At 38.3% G+C, this 19,800-nt stretch carries 21 protein-coding genes; 4 read left to right on the top strand and 17 right to left on the bottom strand.

Annotated features, from left to right (window positions below):
- Positions 1–108: 108 nt before the first annotated feature.
- From EHQ47_RS16695 to EHQ47_RS16610, 15 genes are all read right to left on the bottom strand, one after another.
- On the bottom strand, positions 109–849 hold the full coding sequence (locus EHQ47_RS16695) for a hypothetical protein (protein WP_165779496.1): 741 nt from the start codon (positions 847–849) through the stop codon (positions 109–111).
- Positions 850–1,033: 184 nt separating this feature from the next.
- Complete coding sequence (locus EHQ47_RS16685) at positions 1,034–1,759, bottom strand: hypothetical protein (RefSeq protein WP_135777626.1); 726 nt, start codon at positions 1,757–1,759, stop codon at positions 1,034–1,036.
- Positions 1,760–2,057: 298 nt separating this feature from the next.
- A complete protein-coding gene (locus tag EHQ47_RS16680) occupies positions 2,058–2,645 on the bottom strand; it encodes a hypothetical protein (protein ID WP_135777625.1) in 588 nt (195 codons plus the stop codon).
- 262 nt (positions 2,646–2,907) lie between these two features.
- A complete protein-coding gene (locus EHQ47_RS19970) occupies positions 2,908–3,585 on the bottom strand; it encodes a CPBP family intramembrane glutamic endopeptidase (protein ID WP_135777624.1) in 678 nt (225 codons plus the stop codon).
- Between the two features lie 220 nt (positions 3,586–3,805).
- Entirely contained in the window at positions 3,806–4,855 is a 1,050-nt protein-coding gene (locus EHQ47_RS16665) for a PDDEXK family nuclease (protein WP_135777622.1), read from the bottom strand.
- Positions 4,856–5,108: 253 nt separating this feature from the next.
- Positions 5,109–5,792, bottom strand: a complete 684-nt coding sequence (locus EHQ47_RS16655) for a hypothetical protein (RefSeq protein WP_135777621.1) — start codon at positions 5,790–5,792, stop codon at positions 5,109–5,111.
- A gap of 476 nt (positions 5,793–6,268) precedes the next feature.
- Entirely contained in the window at positions 6,269–6,679 is a 411-nt protein-coding gene (locus EHQ47_RS16650) for a hypothetical protein (RefSeq protein ID WP_135777620.1), read from the bottom strand.
- Between the two features lie 208 nt (positions 6,680–6,887).
- Positions 6,888–7,088, bottom strand: coding sequence for a toxin-antitoxin system, antitoxin component (locus tag EHQ47_RS16645; RefSeq protein ID WP_135777619.1), 201 nt, complete (start codon positions 7,086–7,088; stop codon positions 6,888–6,890).
- A gap of 3 nt (positions 7,089–7,091) precedes the next feature.
- The gene (locus EHQ47_RS16640) at positions 7,092–7,382 is read right to left on the bottom strand and encodes a BrnT family toxin (RefSeq protein WP_135777618.1); all 291 of its coding nucleotides are present in this window, start codon (positions 7,380–7,382) and stop codon (positions 7,092–7,094) included.
- 573 nt (positions 7,383–7,955) lie between these two features.
- The gene (locus tag EHQ47_RS16635) at positions 7,956–10,250 is read right to left on the bottom strand and encodes a DNA polymerase domain-containing protein (RefSeq protein WP_135777617.1); all 2,295 of its coding nucleotides are present in this window, start codon (positions 10,248–10,250) and stop codon (positions 7,956–7,958) included.
- A 23-nt stretch (positions 10,251–10,273) separates the two neighbouring features.
- Positions 10,274–10,531, bottom strand: coding sequence for a DUF8156 family protein (locus tag EHQ47_RS16630; RefSeq protein WP_135693813.1), 258 nt, complete (start codon positions 10,529–10,531; stop codon positions 10,274–10,276).
- 1 nt (position 10,532) lies between these two features.
- Positions 10,533–11,138, bottom strand: a complete 606-nt coding sequence (locus tag EHQ47_RS16625; RefSeq protein WP_135746974.1) for a P-loop NTPase family protein — start codon at positions 11,136–11,138, stop codon at positions 10,533–10,535.
- Positions 11,139–11,423: 285 nt separating this feature from the next.
- On the bottom strand, positions 11,424–11,801 hold the full coding sequence (locus EHQ47_RS16620; protein ID WP_002982294.1) for a hypothetical protein: 378 nt from the start codon (positions 11,799–11,801) through the stop codon (positions 11,424–11,426).
- Between the two features lie 437 nt (positions 11,802–12,238).
- Entirely contained in the window at positions 12,239–14,485 is a 2,247-nt protein-coding gene (gene purL / locus EHQ47_RS16615; protein WP_135746975.1) for a phosphoribosylformylglycinamidine synthase subunit PurL, read from the bottom strand.
- Positions 14,486–14,494: 9 nt separating this feature from the next.
- Positions 14,495–14,974: a flavin reductase family protein gene (locus EHQ47_RS16610; RefSeq protein WP_135693810.1), complete on the bottom strand. Its 480-nt coding sequence runs from the start codon at positions 14,972–14,974 to the stop codon at positions 14,495–14,497.
- Positions 14,975–15,078: 104 nt separating this feature from the next.
- On the opposite strand from EHQ47_RS16610, the gene EHQ47_RS16605 reads away from it, so the two are divergent.
- The 4 genes from EHQ47_RS16605 to EHQ47_RS16590 are packed head-to-tail and all read left to right on the top strand — an operon-like array spanning position 15,079 to position 18,549.
- On the top strand, positions 15,079–15,450 hold the full coding sequence (locus EHQ47_RS16605; RefSeq protein ID WP_135746976.1) for a Fur family transcriptional regulator: 372 nt from the start codon (positions 15,079–15,081) through the stop codon (positions 15,448–15,450).
- A gap of 44 nt (positions 15,451–15,494) precedes the next feature.
- A complete protein-coding gene (gene mutL, locus EHQ47_RS16600; RefSeq protein WP_135746977.1) occupies positions 15,495–17,321 on the top strand; it encodes a DNA mismatch repair endonuclease MutL in 1,827 nt (608 codons plus the stop codon).
- Positions 17,322–17,381: 60 nt separating this feature from the next.
- Entirely contained in the window at positions 17,382–17,987 is a 606-nt protein-coding gene (locus tag EHQ47_RS16595; protein WP_004784002.1) for an RNA polymerase sigma factor, read from the top strand.
- A 4-nt stretch (positions 17,988–17,991) separates the two neighbouring features.
- The gene (locus EHQ47_RS16590; protein WP_135777683.1) at positions 17,992–18,549 is read left to right on the top strand and encodes an LIMLP_12425 family protein; all 558 of its coding nucleotides are present in this window, start codon (positions 17,992–17,994) and stop codon (positions 18,547–18,549) included.
- A gap of 4 nt (positions 18,550–18,553) precedes the next feature.
- On the opposite strand, the gene EHQ47_RS16585 is transcribed toward EHQ47_RS16590, so the two are convergent.
- Both EHQ47_RS16585 and hpf read right to left on the bottom strand, forming a co-directional pair.
- On the bottom strand, positions 18,554–19,426 hold the full coding sequence (locus EHQ47_RS16585) for a hypothetical protein (RefSeq protein WP_135746978.1): 873 nt from the start codon (positions 19,424–19,426) through the stop codon (positions 18,554–18,556).
- Positions 19,427–19,433: 7 nt separating this feature from the next.
- Positions 19,434–19,721, bottom strand: a complete 288-nt coding sequence (gene hpf, locus EHQ47_RS16580) for a ribosome hibernation-promoting factor, HPF/YfiA family (protein ID WP_004783901.1) — start codon at positions 19,719–19,721, stop codon at positions 19,434–19,436.
- Between the last annotated feature and the right edge of the window lie 79 nt (positions 19,722–19,800).

The raw sequence follows: 19,800 nt of genomic DNA, 5'->3' as shown, positions 1-19,800 counted from the left end.
GAACGACGCTTGCAGAGGCAAGAGGAGTGCCAGAAGTCCATGTGTCGTAGACCGAGTGAGGCCGTAAGTGCCGAAACGAAGCGGTTAGTCGCTGTTATACGCAGTAGGTCATTTGCTATTCGATTTCGTATCTTTCCAATTAATCTTAATTTTGTTTTTGCCATGATCAATACCTTGAATATGCCAGATATTAAGAAATCCATTCTTGCTTATAACTTTGCCACTGCATTTTAGTTTTAGTAGATCAACTTGGCCTAAATTTGTTTCTGTTGGTAAGTAGAATGTAAAGATAAATCCGTTAAAAATTAAAATAGCCGTATCTAAGTATCTATTTCCTTCGCTTATGGTGCTTCCGATTTGAAAATGTGATTTTCCTTGAAAGTCTGCTTTCATTTTTGTTGAAAAAGTAATCGATAATCCGAAAGGGAATGAAAATAATTTATCACCAAATAAGTATGGAATTACAGTATCTTCGTGAAAAAATACTTTTTCCTCATTAGAATAATAATGAATGAAATTTATTGAAGTTTTCAATACCCATCGTTCCAAAAATTCACCTTGGATATTTTCTTCTTTATATCCGATTTCACCGGATTTACTTTGAATATCATATGTATTTAGTATTTTGAATAACTTTGTCATCTCTGAATCAAAAGGTGAAAGGGCAGAATTGTGCGTAGTACATAAAATTTTTTGAGTAAAAGATCCTTTGCCTATAAAAACTTCCTTACCTTTGCACCACTCAAATCCGCTGACTCCTACTTTTGATTGAAGTAAAGAATCGGAGATTATATGTTCTCTTGAGAATTTTGATGAACAATTGCCTTTTGAATTTGCGTAGCATTTCATTTAGATATAATTTATGACCTATTGCGTATAACGAACTAGACTTAACGACGTTCCTCGACCCTGAGTCCCTGGAGGGGACGTTAGGGACTGGAACGAGGCTTGCGTAGGCAAGAGGAGTTCCAGAGAGGAATGTGTCGCAGACCGAGTGAGGGCGCAAGTCCCGAAACGAAGCGTTAAGTCGCTGTTATGCGAAGTTGGATTGGTTGAGGTAATTTTGAAATTTGACTCTTGTTTCGTCATTTTGTCGAAGTTTTTCGGCAAATTTTACTCTACCTACTTTGAAGTTAATAGCAGATTCTTTTCCAGTTGGTTGTTCGTATTTCATTAGAATCAATCCTGCCTCCGTTGGAAATGATTTTAGACTATTTATTTCATAAAAAAGTTTTTGATTAGTTTCTAAAGTATGTGAACGCAAGATTGTATTGGCAGTTCTTCTTTCCCTCAAATCTGAGTGTATTATAATAATACCATAAACTGCATGGAAGCCCATTTTTACTCTTTCTTCCAATTGGTTAAAAAGGGTTTCGATACCACCAATTTTATTGACTTTATCATTGTTATAGTCTAAGGCTTCTACCTTAATTCTTTTAAATTCAAATGAAATTAATTCATATGGGTAAGTTGGACCATAGATAACAAGATCGAAATCACCTGTACCATATCCAAAGACTTCATACTTTGGTATGTGTTTAATCGCTTTAGAATAATGTTGAATTCCAGCTTCTGTTAAAAGTAAATTTAGATAGTTTTTGTTCTTTTGTATTATGTTAACGATTTGATCTTCAGAAAGTGAAAGTATGCTTTGGGCTCCGGAGCCTTCTTCAAAGAAATTGAAGGATTTTTGCATACCTACATTGAGTCGCTTTACATCCTGAAGTATACAATTCCATATTGGTTCAACAAATTTCATTTTATAACTTAATGTTTATCCAATTTCGCATAACGAACTAGCTAACCGACGTTTCCCGACCCTGAGTCCCTGGAGGGGACGTTAGGGACTGGAACGACGCTTGCGAAGGCAAGAGGAGTGCCAGAGGGGAATGTGTCGTAGACCGAGCGAGGGCGCAAGTCCCGACGCGAAGTGGTTAGCGGAAGTTATACGCCGTATTGTAATAGTATATATTTTTTAATCGAAAATTTAATTAGTTTGGTCAGCTTTTTGTCTAAGTTTTTATCAATAGTAAACTAAATTTATGTTTGTTAAACTTTTATAAAAATTGTAAACCAACGATCTTGCAATCTATTTCCTTTTCGTAATTTTTACATTGGTAGACTATTGTAGATTTAGGGTTTATATCTAGATTGTTAAGGTCTACACAAGCTACTTTTTTCTTATTTTCTTTGACTAGTAATATTAAGTTAAAGCCGCAGTTAGGTGTCCAATAGTAATTTTTTCTATTTATGGTAGCAAGATCTTTTATCGAATTTTCTATTTCGTATTCAAAAAAACCTGTATCTGAAAAATATTCACGAGCGTAAGTTTTAGTAATAATTATTTGGTAAAAATCCTCAAACAATCCAATTTTATTATAAAGATTGTCACTGCGTTTCCACTTAGGTCGGGTAGTGATTTTCTTATTAAATCTGAATAATATATCTTCAAAGCCAATATAGATAGTTTGGGCTGTGATTTTATCTAAACAATTTCTATCACCAGATGCTATACAATCAAGCAGTCTGCTAATGAAGTTAGTTTCTATAAATTCTTTATCGTTATTTAATCCATCAATTAGTATTGGTTTACTTGAGAGATCGATATTTATAAATAGGATCGAAAAGAGAATTAATGCTTTCATGATACTTTTTTTAACGAGATTTTTGCTTATTCAGTTAAACAAAATAGTCATTTGATGGAAAGAGTAATGCAATATGGCGTATAACGAACTAGACTTAACGACGTTCCTCGGCCCTGAGTCCCGGAAGGGACGTTAGGGACTGGAACGACGCTTGCGGAGGCAAGAGAAGTTCCAGAGAGGAATGTGTCGTAGACCGAGCGAGGGCTAGTCCCGAAGCGAAGCGTTAAGTCGCTGTTATGCGCCGTACCTTTGGTATCGTTCATTACTTTGGATAAAAAGCAATTATATCAGTAATTATGTGTGCTATAATAAGAGGCCATATATTCCTGAATTTGTTGTAGAAAATAGAAAAAAGTAATCCGTATAGAAAAGTATCAATTATGTTTATAATTCCGCCTTCCCAATGATTCATAGAGAAGAGAGTAGATGAAATTAGAATGTAATTAACATTAAATTTATGGTCTATATGAAAAAGTTGAGCTAAAAATCCACGATAGTAAATTTCTTCAACGAATCCAGCAGTAAAGGAATAATATATTGTTAATAAAATGCCAGTTTCAAAATTATTTGGAATTGTAGATTGGAATTCAAAGTTTTGCAAATAATTTGTAGTAAAAATTTTAGAAAGTACTGAGTAAGTAATAAAGTAAAATTTTTGAACAAAGAAGCTGAAAAATAAAGAGAAAATAATTACGAAAGAGTAACTTTCCCTTTTAAATAGTTTGGAATGAAATCCCAAGTCTGAAAATGAAAAAACGTTTAAAAAGAAAATAAAGTATGTGATAGTAAATATAGGCAGAAGTACCCAGAAGATAATTTCAACTATATAGAACAAGAAAAGATTCTTTGAAAGAGCGGGATTGAAAAAACCATTTAGAAAGCAAAATGTCCAAAAAATAAAAAAATGAAATAAGATGGATGATTTTGATTCTTCGTTCATTGATTCAGTTTATTTTTATTTCTTAAAAATAGTTAAGGTATGGCGCATAACGAACTAGACTTACCGAAGTTCCCTGACCCTGAGTCCCGGAACGGGACGTTAGGGACTGGCACGGAGTTTGCGGATGCAAACGAGTGACAGAAAGGGAATTTGCCGTAGGCCGAGCGAGGCCTTGTGCCGAAGCGTAGCGGTAAGTCGCTGTTATGCGTAGCTCCCATAATCAAAATAATTTTTTTAGATCATTAATTTTATTTATTGGAAAGTTTTGTTTAGTTTGCATAGGATGAAATAATCCAAGATTCAATTTTATTTCTGATGTTTTTATCGCATCTGAAAGATTTGGTTTTACAAGTTCCCATTTTACACTTAGTCTATGTAGGTGATTTCCATTCCAATAATCCTCTGAGGAATTTCTCTCTACGAGTTTGTATTTGCTTTTTTCCGTTATTGATGCGAGTCCTACAATTCCTTTCTGACTAGAAAATCCTACTATAATGTCGCCTGGTATAAATGAATTTAAAATTTGATACCCTCTATCATCGAGTCTACCATCGAAACCAGCAGAAATGAATTCTTTCTGTATCATTAAATCCCAATTAATTTGATCCGAAGAACCTATATTAAACCAATATGCATTTGGATTCCTAAAGTCCTGATCTAGGAATTTTAACTTTCTGCTTTTGTCTGACAACTGATCAAATGCAACTGAGAATGAAATATATTCTTTATCATTGATTTGATAAATTTGATATTTTATGCACTTAAAAGGAATTCCTTTTGAAGATAACCATTCTCCCATTGAAAATAGCGATTGATCAAATGATCTAGCTACAAGGATTATTGATTGAGATTGATTTAGAGAATTTATTTCAATGCTGTTTTCTAAAAACGAGTTTATGCAATCCTCTAAATTTTCATTTGTGCGGTTTTTAAATGAAGTGGAAAATCTATTTATTAATTGCTGGCCTCTATATTTTGATAAATCAGATAAATATTGTAGAGCTTGTGTTTCAACTCCTAACTTGGCTTGATCCTTCTTAAGTTCCACGATTACGATATTTCCAAATTTATCTAGGCAAACAATATCTGCCCTTTTTTTTTCTTTTGTTCTTATTTCAGTTCCAATTATCAATAAATCTTCTGCAAAAATCCGGTAATTTATTAAATTCGAATTTTCATTGTCAGAAATAAGATTTTCTAATCTTAATTCACGATCTATTGAGTAAGATTCCATGGATTTAAATTTTTCATTCTCTATTTCAAAAATCATTTAGTTTCCTTTTGTTTGGGAGTTACGCATAACGAATTAGACTTAACGACGTTCCCCGACCCTGAGTCCCTGAAAGGGACGTTAGGGACTGGAACGAGGCTTGCGGAGGCAAGAGGAGTTCCAGAGGCAAGAGGAGTTCCAGAGGCAAGAGGAGTTCCAGAGGCAAGAGGAGTTCCAGAGGGGAATGTGTCGCAGACCGAGCGAGGGCGAAAGTCCCGAGGCGAAGCGTTAAGTCGCTGTTATGCGCAGATATTCACTGTATACAATAGTTTTCAATTATTTGCACAAACTCTTGCGCCTCATTTTTATTATTAAATTTTTTATGGTAATTAATGTAATAACTACTTCCGAAGTCATAAAAAAATGAACCGATTTTGTGTTTATTTTGTAATTCTTCTATGAAATATATTTGGTCATAACCGGTTATATGATAGTTTTTTGAAGATTCGAGTTCATTAAGAAGACTAAGTTTAAGTGTTAAGTATTCTTGTTTATTGTTGAAAAAATCTACAATTGAGTATTCCATTTTTAAACTTTTTTCAAACTCTGTTGGAAATTCTAAATTCGTATGATTATTGAAATTAGTGACGGTCAGATTTATATTTTCTAGTATATTTTTCTTACAGTAATAAAATTGAGTCGTTTGGGATCTAAAATCATAAAGATCCTCACATTGAAAGTAATTTAGAAAAGATTGAATCCTTTTAGAATCAGAATTTGGGAAATTTCTCTCACATTTGTTTTCAATATTTAATTTCGGGGTATAAGTTTTATATTTAGTAAAATTAAGAATATTTTTTTTATAAACTAACGGAGAGAATAGAATTAGAATTAGTAAAGTAAGTATAATTCCTAAAATTGGGTTAATAATAAATTTAATAAAGACATACTGTGATTGAGAGTTCTTTCTAAGAAATTTTATTGCTTTACTTAACATTATAGTTTGATTTTGAATATTTGCGCATAACGAACTAGACTTCCCGAAGTTCCCTGTAGCCGAACCTACGAAGTAGGTGTTGGCGTCGGCGCGTCTTCTTGCGAAGCAAGAAGCGTGACGGAAGGGAATTTGCCGTAGGCCGAGTGAGGGCTTGTCCCGAAACGTAGCGGGAAGACGCTGTTATACGAAGTCGCAAATCTTCAGAAAGAGGTTATTATCCAATAAGTTCTCTGAGATTCTCACTTTTTTAATATTAGCTTAAATTGTAGTAGGTAAGTCCTCAATTGCTAATCTCTCCTTAAGCTTTTTTCTCTCACATTTATTGTTAGATGACAATTTAGCGTAATAAGGATAGTGAAAGTAATAATAATATATATTTGAATGAAGTTATTAAATAAACGCTATATAGGATTAAATTTTTTTAATCAGTTGATAATGTTGTTTTTAGAATTGTTGTTTTATATAAAATACTTTAATTACCATTTGTGGACACTACATGCATTTAGTTCGCCTTTGATTAAAGAATCTTTAAATAGAATTATTTTTCTGAGCTTGCAGTTTTCTGTTACAAATCCCTTTATTGCATGGTAAATTTCAAAAGGATGCTTTTGTGGGAAATAAGTAGCGGAAATTCGGCTCATACAATATCGAAAGTCACTTTTATCATATTGAATTGATCGCTTACACCATCCGAAATCTCCATCAATAGTTGCCGCCATATCAAAATAGGTATGTGAAGGGAAGTATTCGAGCTGTTTTGCGTAGACAATTAGAGAAAATTCAGCATCTGCGTCAGCTTGGCTAATTAATGTATCATTTTTTAGAGAACTATTTTGTGTGCATGAAAGTGTAAAGATAAGTAATAAAGAAATTCTTGTTTTGTTCATAAGTTTTTTGCGATTTCGTATAACGAACTAGTCTTCCCGAAGTTGTCCGACCCTGAGTCCCTGAAAGGGACGTTAGGGACTGGCACGTAGCTTGCGTATGCGAGCGAGTGACAGGAGGACAATTTGCCGTAGGCCGAGTGAGGGCTTGTCCCGAAACGAAGCGGGAAGACGCTGTTATGCGCTGGAGGCGTTTAAAACGTAAATTGTTTTAAATGATTTTTTCGAGTAACTCTTTTTCTTTTTCTAAGATTGAGTTTATAATAACACTAAGGTCAGTATTTTTTTGCGAAGCTATGTTTTTGTAGTATTTTTCTAAATCAGGCTCTAAATATACAGGGAAATGTAAATCATTAATATCTCGTGAATAGAGACCTCTTTTTCCTTTTGAAAAATCATATTCTTCTCTCATATTTTATATCTCTTCGGAAAAGTATTGAGCTTCCTCATTCTTGGTAGCTCTTCTTGCTGAGACTATTCTCATAATTTCTTGTGAATTTGTAGATCTTTCAACAAAAATAACAACGGCAATTGTGATATTTTCAATTTTTCCTAAAGCTATTTCTCTATATTCACCTTCAGAATGGTCTGGGTCGGGTAAATATATTGTTCTAGGGTCACCAAAAACAAGGGAAGCTTTGGAAAAAGAAAGACCATGCTTTTCTATATTGATTTTTTCTTTCTCTTCGTCCCATTCAAAATACATAGATACTTATAATCTTATTATCATTCTGCTGAAAAGCGAAAATACTATTTGATTTTTGTTATTTCTTTAATGAATTTTTTAGCCTCTTGCGCATAACGAACTGTAATTGCTGGTCTGGAAGTGGTTTAATCTTGTTGTGTTATCGCGTGTCGATTAAAGCTGATATAAACGTGTTCTTTGTATCACGTTTATATCCACTATTATTTTGGTATTTGTTCTTCGTATATTCCGGCTATTTAGTTTGGTATTTGTTGTTCGTTTATTTTCCACATTCTACTATTAAGTAGAATGTTTGCCTTAATGAGACATAATTTATTTTTGCCTTATGGCGATTAGTGGTTATTTTGTCTTCAGTTTGGTGAGGGCATAGCTTCGCCCCCTGAGTCCCATAGAGGGAAAAACGAATCTGAGTCTTTTTTGTAATTGAGTGAGTGCAAACGTTTTTTAAATAAGTTATCGAAATTCTCATCTAACAGGCTATTTTTATCTTTAGTTTTTTAGTATTTTTTTTCAATTTATGCAATAAAAGTAAATTTGCATATTGTAATGGATTTGTTTTACTTTTGTTTGGTTCTAAAATTTGAAGGGTAATAGTTGTTCATCGCTAATGAGCTCGCTGAAGTTTTGGAAGTTTGCGATTCCAATCCATATCTCTTTGAATGAAGCGAGTAGTAGTTTGCGGTAGTATTTTTTGTCGTAGATTAAGATGTTTCCTGAGTTTCGGGTTTCTATTCTTTCTTCTGTTTTGTATCTTTCTCCTTTTCGCTCTGATTTTTTATTCACCACCAAATAGCGTATTTTTTCTCCTGCTTGTACATGAATTCCCATTTCTAACAAATCTTTGACTGCCACTGCACTCGGTGCGTCGACTCGATAACCTTCTGGATCTTGAGATGTAGATCTTAAAATCAGGAGATCCTTCCAAAAGACGTCTCCTTTCGAGAGAGGGACATCATATTTTTTAAAAATTTCCAAAATTTCATCTTCTCGTGATCTCATCTCTGTTATTGTTTCAAATTGACACATCCATTGAATCATTTCATTTTGTGCAGCTTTTATGTAACGAGGATAATCTTTTCGCCTCACGGCAATTCCTCTCCCTTTGAAATTGCCATCGATAAATCTTCCCATATAACGGTTGGCAACTGGCATTTTTTCATCTTGTGTCGATGGTGGAAAATATAACCAAGAGAAGATGCCCTCCACATCCATTGTGATTTTTGTTTTTAGCTTTATCGTTTCACATATTTCTAAAAGATTACTTTCTGAGATTGGTGATTTATCTTTTTTTTGAATGAAGATGCAGTCGGTAATGGCATGTACTAAGTTGTAATCGTAGGCTTCCGCAATTTCTTTTGCCATTAGTAATTTTTCTCTTCCGAAAGCTGTGACTGCTTCGTGGCTTTCTAGTTTCCCGAATTTTGCATTTCTGTAACCTAAATAACCGAAAGATGTAACCAACATCCATTTTAGACTTGATTGTTTTTGTTCTATATAGTTTTTGTTAGGTTGATTTTTATCTTTTATTTGTTTTTTGTAATGAGTTCTGCGTTCTATGACATGTGCTAGAGCTTCAGAAACAACACCTTTTCTTTTACTACAGACTCGGTATCCAAGAGAAGGGACTTGTTCTACTTCGGAATCATTTTTGCAGCATAAACAATTGATTGTTTCTGGGGAGATATTGTGTGTGACCATTACTTTGGGATACATTTGGGAAAAATCCAATTGAGCAACATTTTCTAATACAAATCCATTTTGAATGTCTGCTTGAAAAACTAATCCACCTTTGTCTGCATTTAACAAATCTAAGGCTGTTTTCGGTGCTTCTAAGGCACTTTTTTGCCAAGGAACAAGATAGTTCATTCTTAATGCTACATCCACTTCAATATAGGTAAGTGCCTTCCCTGTAGAAGCTCTTGCCATTTTTTGAATGGGTAAACGAGAAATACGAGCAAGTTCAATGATGCCCATTAGATCGGCTTCTTTATAAACAAAACCATTTTTTGAGTCAATGTGCCAACGACCGAAAAGTGGATAGGAGGGTGCTCTATAGACAATGGTTCCATAGGTATTGAAGCTGGTTCCTCGCGTTTGTATCGAACGTCTGATTGTGCTTGTTTTGTCTCTGTCGAATTCTGTTGTTAGGTGATTGTCTTGCGCGGTTTTGAATAGGTAAGGAAATAGGATTTGGTCACCATAGGAAGTGAGGACAATATCAGGGTCATGTTTTTGGAAAATTTGATTTAGTTTTTGGATTAAGTTTTTTGAATCGTTTGTGTCTAGTTTGTACTGGTCGGAATGTGTTTCTACTATGAGTGTGTTTTTCTCAAGAGGAATTCTATGGCTTTTTTCTAAATAAAGAGAAACCGTTCTAAAGTTTGGAACTTCATAGTCTAAGTCTGTGATATTTGTGAAACATTGAATGCTTTTGATTTGATTTAAGGAATTTTTTGTTTCGTAACTTACTTCTAAATAGGCCAGCGGGTAGATGTCTTTTTCGACCATATAACCTGTGGTGATTTCGATATCTGAGTGATAGATATCGTATTTTCCGTAGAGATGAAAAAGTTTATTTGTGATTTTGGGTAAGAGTTGTGGTTTCGAGATCACTAATTTGAGCACATGAATGCTTCTGTTTTCATAAAAAAGTGTTTTCTCTGTGTAGCTTGGAATTTCGGCTAAGGCATCTAATTCATAGAAACGTTTGACTAGTTTCTGGAGTATGTTTTGGGGTGCATCAATGTAGATTGTTGGTAAAAACTCATCAGAAAATAACCGAAGTTCCCCTTCCTCAGACCTGAGCCAAAGGTAGATTTTTTGTTCGGAGTGGTAGATATCAAACAAATAACCTTTGAATGTTTCCATAGTCTTTTGGCTTTAATGTGTAGTCACTTGTCTGGGATTTTTTGTAGGCCTTTTTTTATTTCATTCATCTCTTTTTTTAGATCGATGAGCATGGACAGAATCATGGAATCAATGGGATATGGCAATGATGCCATAACACCAGCTTGTACCTGTAATTTGGCAGTTCTGATGAGATCATCAAAAATATCTTGGTCTTGTTTGCGAAGAGATCTTCGGAAGTCTGATAAGTTCTCTTCTATTTGTAACATCTGACGAGAATAGGGGGCAATGGTTCTTCCCATATTATACTCCTGTAATTGAAGTTTTTCTTGTACGAATGCGAGAAAGGCCTTCTTCTGTTTTTAATTCCCATAGGTTTTGTGTGGTGCGTAATAGTTTTGGGAAAAAATTTTGAAAGTTTTTATGCGAGTAAGTCCAAGATTCGATGATGAGGAGTGGAACATTTTCACCAGGAAATTTTTTTATTAATTGTAACATTAAGTTTAATAAAAATAAACCTTCATCTTCTTTGACATCTCCATCTAAAAATTGTTTGCAAGGAGCTAACAGAAAGTAAATGGTATTCTCCTCTTTTGTATTTAATATGATTTGGATTGCATCTAATATCTGATAGGGGGTGAAGGCCCTTTGGACTCTAATTTGTTCTAAAAATGGTTCTGGTTGTAGGTTTTGTTTTCTGGTTTCTTCGGCGATGGTGAAGGGGTTGAATCGAATGGCGCAGTCTAGGTTAAAAACCTGAAACCCGGAACAAACCAAGGCATACTGCCAAAAATGTGCCAGCCGGTACATCCCTCTTTCTCCGGTCAGTAATCCGAGGTCTCTCTGGTTCCAGTTCTGAATGGGTTCGTAGACATTGGTTGAAACTTGGGAATATTCCGTGAGATTCATGTATACTATTTATATGTATAGTAAAAATATGTAAAGTGTAATTTGTTTGCGAGTTTCTTTTTTCATTGGTTAGAAAAAGTAAGTCACTTACCTTTTTCATTTTGATTCGATTTGCCACACCAGGGGTTTCTGGGCCTTAAGGAGGTCGATTTAGAAATTGCTTTTGGTGGTAATGAAAAACCTAGAGAGGTGAGAGGGCTTTTTGTATCGGAGTTTGGTTTTAGGGGAGAGGTTTACTTTCTCTAGTGATCTTGTGTAATCCCTAGAGAAAACAAGAGGAAAAACTTATAGGGGAGGAACCTCTTGGACGGTTTTGACCCCAGTCACAAAATAGCTAGTTTCGGCAAAACAGCTAAAAGGAACACCTACATGTTCTTCATATTCCAAAACGACTCGTTTGCCAATAGAACCATTGAGTTGTTCTGCTATGGCTTCATCCCGAATGCTAAAGTAGAATTTTTCCGTCATCGTCCCTGGCATTGTGACGAGGGCCATTTCCCCTTCCCAAGTTTTGCAAATCCAACCTTTTTTAGAAAGTTTTTGGATGTAGCCCGCACGATCTCCCTCGGAGTAACTCCACTGGAGAGTGAGCCAAGTATAACCCGCAAAAAGTATGGCGAGGAGGATGAGAAAAAAACTGAAACGAATTAAAAATTTACCCATAAGTTAATCCAGAAGTTTGGATAGAGAAAGGAAAGTTTCAAGACAATATTTAGGGTGGGGAGCGACAATTTTCTGAATTGGATTGGGTTCTTCCCGCGCCAGGGATCCGGAGGGCTTGGTCCTTTGGCGGGAACCGACAAAGGACGGGAGCGAAAAGCGGACCCCGGAGTAGCCCGGTCCATTTTGATGGGAGTTCACTCCACTAACAAAGTGGAGGCGCACCCAAGGAAAGAAAACCAGAGAGAGTGAAAGTATGAACTTTTTAGAAAATATTTTTTTTTAGATGTCGATTGGGGTGGAAAGTTTTGGTCGTTCGTGGTAGAGGAGAACCATTGGGTGGCGGGTCTAGTTCCCCACCCTCAGATCGGGCGGGGATACTATATTCGCACAAACCATCCTTACCAAACTCGTAAAAACCAAAAACCCTTTGCGGGCTTCTATTCGAAATAAGCTTTCAGGCCGGATTCAAATTCTGTTTCTAACGATTTGGAAGTCCATTCCCATTGGAATCCATTTCCTTTGACAGAAAGGGAAGATTTGGAATTGGATTTACCTAACGTAGTAAAACCAAGTCCCGCTTGGGTATATTTCGCTTTGACTTTTTCTTCGTCTGCGGGAAGGAAACTGACAACAAAGGATGCTCCCGTTTCACCAAAACAAAGTTCGTCGAGACGTTTGAATCTTTTTTGAAGTTCTTCAAGGTTTACTTCCAGTCCTCGATTTCCAGAAATCACAATTTTTGCAAGTGCCACAAGGAGGCCACCGAGTGACAGATCTTTGGCGGAAGTGAGAAGTCCTTCTTTGCGACAAGAAATGAGTGTGTCAATACTTGCTTTTTCTTTAACAAGAGAAACAGTTGGAATTTTACCTGTATCAAGGCCATGAAACCGGTAAAGGTATTCGGAAGCGGAGATGGTAGGTTGGAATTCTCCCACAAGGGCATACAAAACTTCATTTTCTGTGCGAGGGTAGGTATGAAGTCCTTTTGCTACATCATCGATCACTCCCACCATACCAATGGTAGGTGTTGGGAACACAGGGCCCTCTGGCGATTCATTATAGAAAGATACGTTTCCACCAGTGACGGGAAGTCCAAGGAAACGACAGGCATCCCCAAGTCCTCTCACACATTCACTAAAGATATAATAGTTTTCTGGGATGTATGGATTTCCGAAGTTTAGGTTGTTTGTGACCCCGTAAGGTTCTGCACCCGTAGAGGCAACGTTTCTAGCGGATTCGCAAACGGCAATTTGAGCCCCTTCGTATGGGTTTAAGTAAGTGTAACGCGAGTTACAGTCTGTGGCGACAGCAATTCCTTTTTTAGTTCCAGGGATGCGTACAAGGCCCCCGTCTTCCCCAGGTTCTACCACTTTCACAAGTCCTACTTCCGTATCATACTGTTCATAGAGAGGTCTTCTGGAGCTGATATTTAAAGAAGCAAGGAGGGTGTTTAGAGTTTGGGAAACCGTGTCTTTAGATAAGTCATTAATTTTTGTTGGATCAAACTTTGTCACCTCATCCAGGTAAGCCGGTCTTTTTTCTTCTCTCACATATCTTGGGGCACCGCCACCAAGGACCAGTGAGTCAGCAGGGATTTCGGCTTTGAGTTTTCCGTCCTTTCGAATGCGAAGGATTCCGTCACCGGTTACCGTTCCAATCTCTACGGCATTCAGTCCCCATTTGTGAAAGATAGAAACAAGTTCTTCTTCCTTTCCGGTTTCCGGAATGACTAACATTCGTTCTTGGGATTCGGAGAGCATAATTTCATAAGCGTTCATATCCGATTCACGGAGAGGGACTTTGTTTAAGTCCACATCCATTCCGGTTTTTCCTTTGGCACTCATCTCCGAAGTCGCACAAGAAATTCCCGCAGCACCCATGTCTTGGATTCCCACAAGGAGGTTCTTTTGGATGGCTTCGAGGGATGCTTCCATCAGAAGTTTTTCCATAAAGGGATCACCGACTTGCACGGCGGATCTTTTTTCTTCCGATTCTTTGGTGAGGTCCTTGGAAGCGAAGCTCGCTCCGTGGATTCCATCGCGGCCAGTGGTGGCACCCACGATATAAACTTTGTTTCCTACCATTCCTTTGGTAGAAGCAGAGGCCATTTGGTCGTGGCGAGCAATTCCCACAGTCATAGCATTCACCAGTGGATTTTTAGTGAATGTAGGATGGAGGAATAGTTCGCCACCTCCCACAGCAATCCCAAGAGAGTTGCCATAGTCACCGATTCCTTTGACGGCACGAGTGAGTAAATACTTGTTACGTGGTTCTTTTGGATCACCAAACCTAAGTGAGTTGAGTGATGTGATGGGACGAGCTCCCATAGTGAAAATATCTCGCATGATCCCACCAACACCAGTGGCGGCACCTTGGTAAGGTTCTACGGCGGTTGGGTGGTTGTGGCTTTCGATTTTGAAGACTACCGCAAGTCCATCCCCGATGTCCATAGCTCCGGCATTTTCTTCCCCCGCTTGGGCGAGGAGTTTATCCGATTTAGTGGGAAGGGTTTTTAATTTTAAAATTGAATTTTTATAAGAGCAGTGTTCCGACCACATGGCGGAGAAGATTCCAAGCTCTGTGGAGTTGGGCATTCTTCCTAAGATCTTTTGGATCTCTACAAATTCAGTTTCCGTAAGTCCGTGTTCTTTTGCATCTTCCAGACTAACTTTCTCTTTTTCCATACTGATTCCTTAAACAAGTTCTCTATAATTGCGATTGAAATAGAGGAGGGGAGATCCATCTCTCGTCACTACTGCTTCCACAAGACCAATGAAAATCCAGTGGTCCCCAGCATCGATGGTTTGGTTCACTGTACAGTCAAGTGAGGCCAACGAATCCGGTAAAACTGGGGCTCCGGTGGAGAGGGTTCCTGGTTTTAGTCCTTCCAAAACAACCGCTTTGTCCAGGGAACCAGAAGCAAAATCAGCGGAAATTTGTTTTTGTTCGGAAGAAAGAATATTCACCACGAAGTTTCCAGCTTTTTCGATAGGTTCTTTGGCACTGGAATCTTTGGCCAAACAGAATAAAACTAACGGCGGTTCGAGGGAAACAGAAGAAAAACTAGAAACAGTGATTCCTCCTTTTTTCTCTGTGGATTCATAAGTGATCACACAAACTCCACTGGCCCAACGCGAAAGTGAAGATTTAAACTGGTCGATGGATGCGGGCATAAAGCCTCCGTATTGACAAATATCAATTTCTGGAAGGATTCTAAAAACCAAATTCCATTTGACCCTTTGATAATTTGCGAATGATTTAGGGGTAAGGCAATAGTATGAAAGCACTCACAAAACACAGAGAACTAATTTTTAATGACCTAAAAGAAAGAAAAGACCACCCGACAGCAAAGATGGTTTTTGAATCCGTTCGGGGAAAAGCTGACAAAATTAGTTTTGCCACCGTTTACAATTCCTTAGAATATTTAGTGGAACACAAGATGGTAAACAAACTCAATATCGAATCGGATTCGGTTCGTTATGATGCCTTTTTGGATGACCACTCTCATTTGCTTTGCAGTGACTGCGGAAAAATTTTGGATGTTCCTCCTTTGAAACTCAGTGCAGACACAGATTGGCAAGGTTTGGGTTTTCAGGTGAAACACGTGGACATCGTGGTTTCCGGCACCTGTTCTTCCTGCCATTCCTAGTAATTTTTTCTGGATAGGGAGGTTCCCTATCCCATGATTGTCCTATGGGCATCATTCATTCACTCTCGGCGGACTTAATCAACCAAATTGCCGCCGGTGAGGTGATTGAGTCCACACATTCCATCTTAAAAGAACTCATCGAAAATTCCATCGATGCCGGTGCCACCAAAATCGAAATTGCAACCGATTCTGCTGGGTTTGGTCGTATCCTTGTTTCCGACAACGGACATGGAATCCAAAAAGAGGATTTGCCTCTTGCCATCAAACGTTATGCCACTTCCAAAATCCAAGACTTCCATGACTTAGAACATCTTTTCACTTTTGGATTTCGAGGCGAAGCTCTGGCTTCAATTGCCTCTGTTTCTCGGATGGTTTTGGAATCGGGAACTGAGGGAAATCGCACCGCTTACCGTGTGACAGTGGATGAAGGAAAAATCGTAAAAGAAGAAGAAATTCCTTTTTTTCTCGGAACCAAAATCGAAATCAAAGATTTGTTTTATAATACGCCTGTTAGGCGGAAATTTTTAAAAACGGAAACAGGAGAAGAGAAAAAAAATAGGGCACGCGTCCAAACCATGGCAGTCTCTGAACCGAGTATTGGGTTTCGGTATTTGCAGAATGGAAAGGAAGTTTTGAATGTAGTTCCCGAAGACGGCCTCGAACGCGTGTTATCTGTGTACGGCGAAAATCTCCGAGACCATCTTTTGCCAGTGAATTCCAGTCGCAACGGTATGACCCTTCGTGGTTGGATCTCCCATCCTGATTTTTATAAATCATCCCGCACGGGACAATTTTTCTTTGTGAACAACCGTTCCGTGGAATTAAAGTTTTCAGCACAAATTCTCAAACGTTGTTATGGGGAACTCCTTCCCAGTGGTGCCTTTCCTTATGCCTTTTTATTCTTTGATCTCCCTCGTGAATTTGTGGATGTGAATGTCCACCCACAGAAAAAGGAAGTTCGGTTTTTATCAGAAGAAACCATTACAGGAATTCTTTTCCAAGGGATTACAGAAGTTCTACGAACCTCGACCCCTGTGGAATTTTTAGAAATGCGCCGAAGGCTTTCCATGCCCATTCCTTATGAAAACCGAGGAGGGGAATCAACGTTTGGGTCTGGATTCGGTGGCCCTGGTTTTGGGTTTGGTGTCGGCCAAGGAATGTTTGGCAATCTCCAAACCGAAGGGGAAACACTGATTGGGCCAAGTTCCATTGAAGGAAGACAAGGGTATTCTCTAGAAGGCATCGGTGCTGGGACCAATTTACACTTATTAGGTGAGAATCTTACCAAACACAATTTGTTTGTCCCGAAAAAACACTATGGGGTTTTATTTGAAACCTTTATCTTAGCCGAAGCCGAAGACGGGCTCTATATCATCGACCAACATACGGCTCATGAAAGGATTCGTTACGAAGAAGTTTTGCGAGACCTAAAGTCCAAAGCCTATAAATCCCAAAGCCTACTCACACCCATTCGGTTGGAACTCACAAAAGAAGAAGCCGAAGAGATGTTAGAAGAAAAACATCGGTTTTCTGAACTGGGAATCACTCTCGAACCATTTTCAGGAGGCACCATTCTCATCCGGGAAGTCCCTTCTTATATTGATCCAGGAAAAGAAACCGAAACCATTTTGGATTTATGGGAAAGGTTCAAACACAAAGACCCGGAAGACAAAGAACTCTACGATGAAATGGCCAAATGTGTGGCTTGTCGTTCGGCCATTAAAAAAGGGGACCAGGTCTCTGATCCCATCATTGGGGAACTTTTACAACGATTGTCGTATTGTGAAAACCCTTCCCTTTGTCCTCATGGTCGGCCCACTCTCATCAAACTCACAAGAAAAGATTTGGAAACCATGTTTCACCGGATCTAGACCTAGAGGAAAGAACCGAAAAACATTGATAGAATTCTCGGATTCGAAATTCTAGGCCTCATGCCACGCCCCCTAGAAGGCAAAAATATGACCCTGCGGGAGAAGGAAAAAATCCTCCTCCAAAAGATCAAAGCAGGGGATCCGACTGCCTACATGACCTTAGTGTCCCCTTTCCGAGAACGATTGTTCCGCAAAGCTGTTTCCATGGTAAAAGATGGAGACGATGCGGAGGATATTGTCCAAGACGCCCTGATTTCTGGTTATAAATCCATCCAAAACTTCCGTGCAGAGGCTGGGGTTTATACCTGGCTCTACCGCATTGTGGTGAATAAGTCAAAAGATTTGCTCGCCAAGAAGAAACGGGGTCGGGAAAAACCCATGGATGACTCGGGAGATAACCAATTTGTGGATTCTCGTGTCGGATATGAAAAAAAATTGGAACTTTCTGAGGAGTCTCGTTATCTAATGGATAAGATTGCACTCTTAGAAGATTCCTACAAACAGGTTTTGGAACTTCGTTATTTCGAAAATCTTTCGTATAATGAAATTGCCGAGATCATGGAATGTAATGTAGGTACTGTTAAGAGTCGTCTCTTCAAGGCGAAGGAGTTTTTAAAGCACCTCATCCAGAAAGACGAAAAGGGAGAAGGGTTCTTTGAAAAATAAGTTTATGAATTTAAAAGATTGGTTTCGTTCACAATATCCGGGTCTATTTCCTGAGGATACAGACAATGTGGTTTTGGAAAATAAGATTTGTTCTCTTTTCCAAAAGGTGAAGGAAAAGGAAGACACCATCCTTCCCCGAATGTCAAAAGACTTTGACACCCGCCTTTTCAACCTCCTCGAATCTGTCACCATCGACAAACCCAACCAAAAGATCTCCTTCACCTTCCGAGACTTAATCGAAAACCGAACGGTTCAATATTCCTTCTCTGCTGTTATGGCCTTAAGCCTTGTCTTTGTCCTTGCCAACCGGACTTCCCAAGAACCAAATCTTCCGGGAAATCAAGATACAGCGGGAGTTGTGATCGAACAAAACAACTACCAATACGAACCAACAAGCCTTGATCTAAATGAATCCTATCAAAAACGTGTGTTACTCGATCGTTTGCGATCTGCTCCGGGAGCAGTGTATGGACTTAGGGAATTGGAATTGTATTATGAAAAAACAGGAAGAGAGTCTTCGGCAGATGAGTTAAGACTTCTCATCGAATCTGTAGAAAGATAAACTTCTAAACAAATCCTTTGGCAAATTGGACGGCATCGCGGGAACGGATGTCGTCAGCCGAATGGAGGATGGCCAAAGCGAACTGTTCCATCCTCGCTTCCAGACGAAAACTCCCTCCACTTCTTTCCTTACTATCAGCAAGCCTCTTTAATTCAGAAAACCAAATTTGAATGGTTGTTTCATCCTTTTTCAAAGGAGGGTGAAAGAGTCCTTCTCTCCATGCAAGGACAGGGACGAGTTCCTTCATCTCTTCTTCTTTTGAGGTGATCTCACTTGCCTTTTGGATGAGAGAAAGAAGGGGTGGCCAACGAACGATGGTATAGGGAAAAAGTTGGGGGTCATTTAAAAATGCGGTTCGGTAGGTTTCCATTCCCTCTCTTTCATTTCCCGTCATCACTTGTGTTTCGGCAAGGTAGTAGTGGAGGACTGGTGATTGTTTGTTTCCGCCGTATAGTAATACTTCCAAAGCCATTCCATAATCTTGTATTTTGATGAGACAAGCCGCAAGGTCACGTAACAGATCTTTGTCGAGAGCATTGGCTCCTTCCCATTGGTAGGCAAGTTTTAGGTGGTCTCGTGCTTCTTTTAAGATGCAGTCTTGGGTGGCAAAAAAACTATCAGTGGTATGATACCCACGTTTTCGAATTTCGGATTCAAAATCGGCAAATAACCCGAGCAGAAGTTTTCCTCTATCTTTTCCTTCTCTTGTTTTTAGAATTAGATCAAGTCTATGGTCCCAAAAACTGGCAATGTAAAAACCGCTGATGGAGGCTAAATCAAGTGGGTCCCTGTCCAGAAGTACGGAATAAAGAGATTTTGCAGTTTCAAACTCACCATTAGAAAGATAGGTGAGTGCTTCTTCCGACTTCTGAATCATAAAAGAGTTAGTGTTGGCTTTTTTTATCGTGGTGTTTGCTTGTTTGGGAAAGAATTTTATCTTCCAATCCATCGATACAAACATATACATCTTTGTCTTGGTTGTGTGCGTTGAAATTATTGCCATCAGCATGTAACTTCATGTTAGAGTGGATTTCTCCATGAATTGCTTCAAATGATACTTCACAGGATACAATTTTTTGAACGTATTTTGATACTCGTTCTAATTTTTCGTCCGCGTATTTTTCAGCGGCTTCGGATCGATCTAGATGTTTCCAGGTATAATTGATTTTCATAGTTTGTCCCAATTTGGTATGGATTGATTGTATTTTAGAAAAAAAGCAAACGTCAAATAAAAAAGAATTGAAGGTGAGT

The organism is Leptospira bourretii, from assembly GCF_004770145.1.
In the GTDB taxonomy this organism is placed as follows: Bacteria; Spirochaetota; Leptospiria; order Leptospirales; family Leptospiraceae; genus Leptospira_A; species Leptospira_A bourretii.
This window is presented reverse-complemented; position numbering and strand designations above follow the sequence as displayed.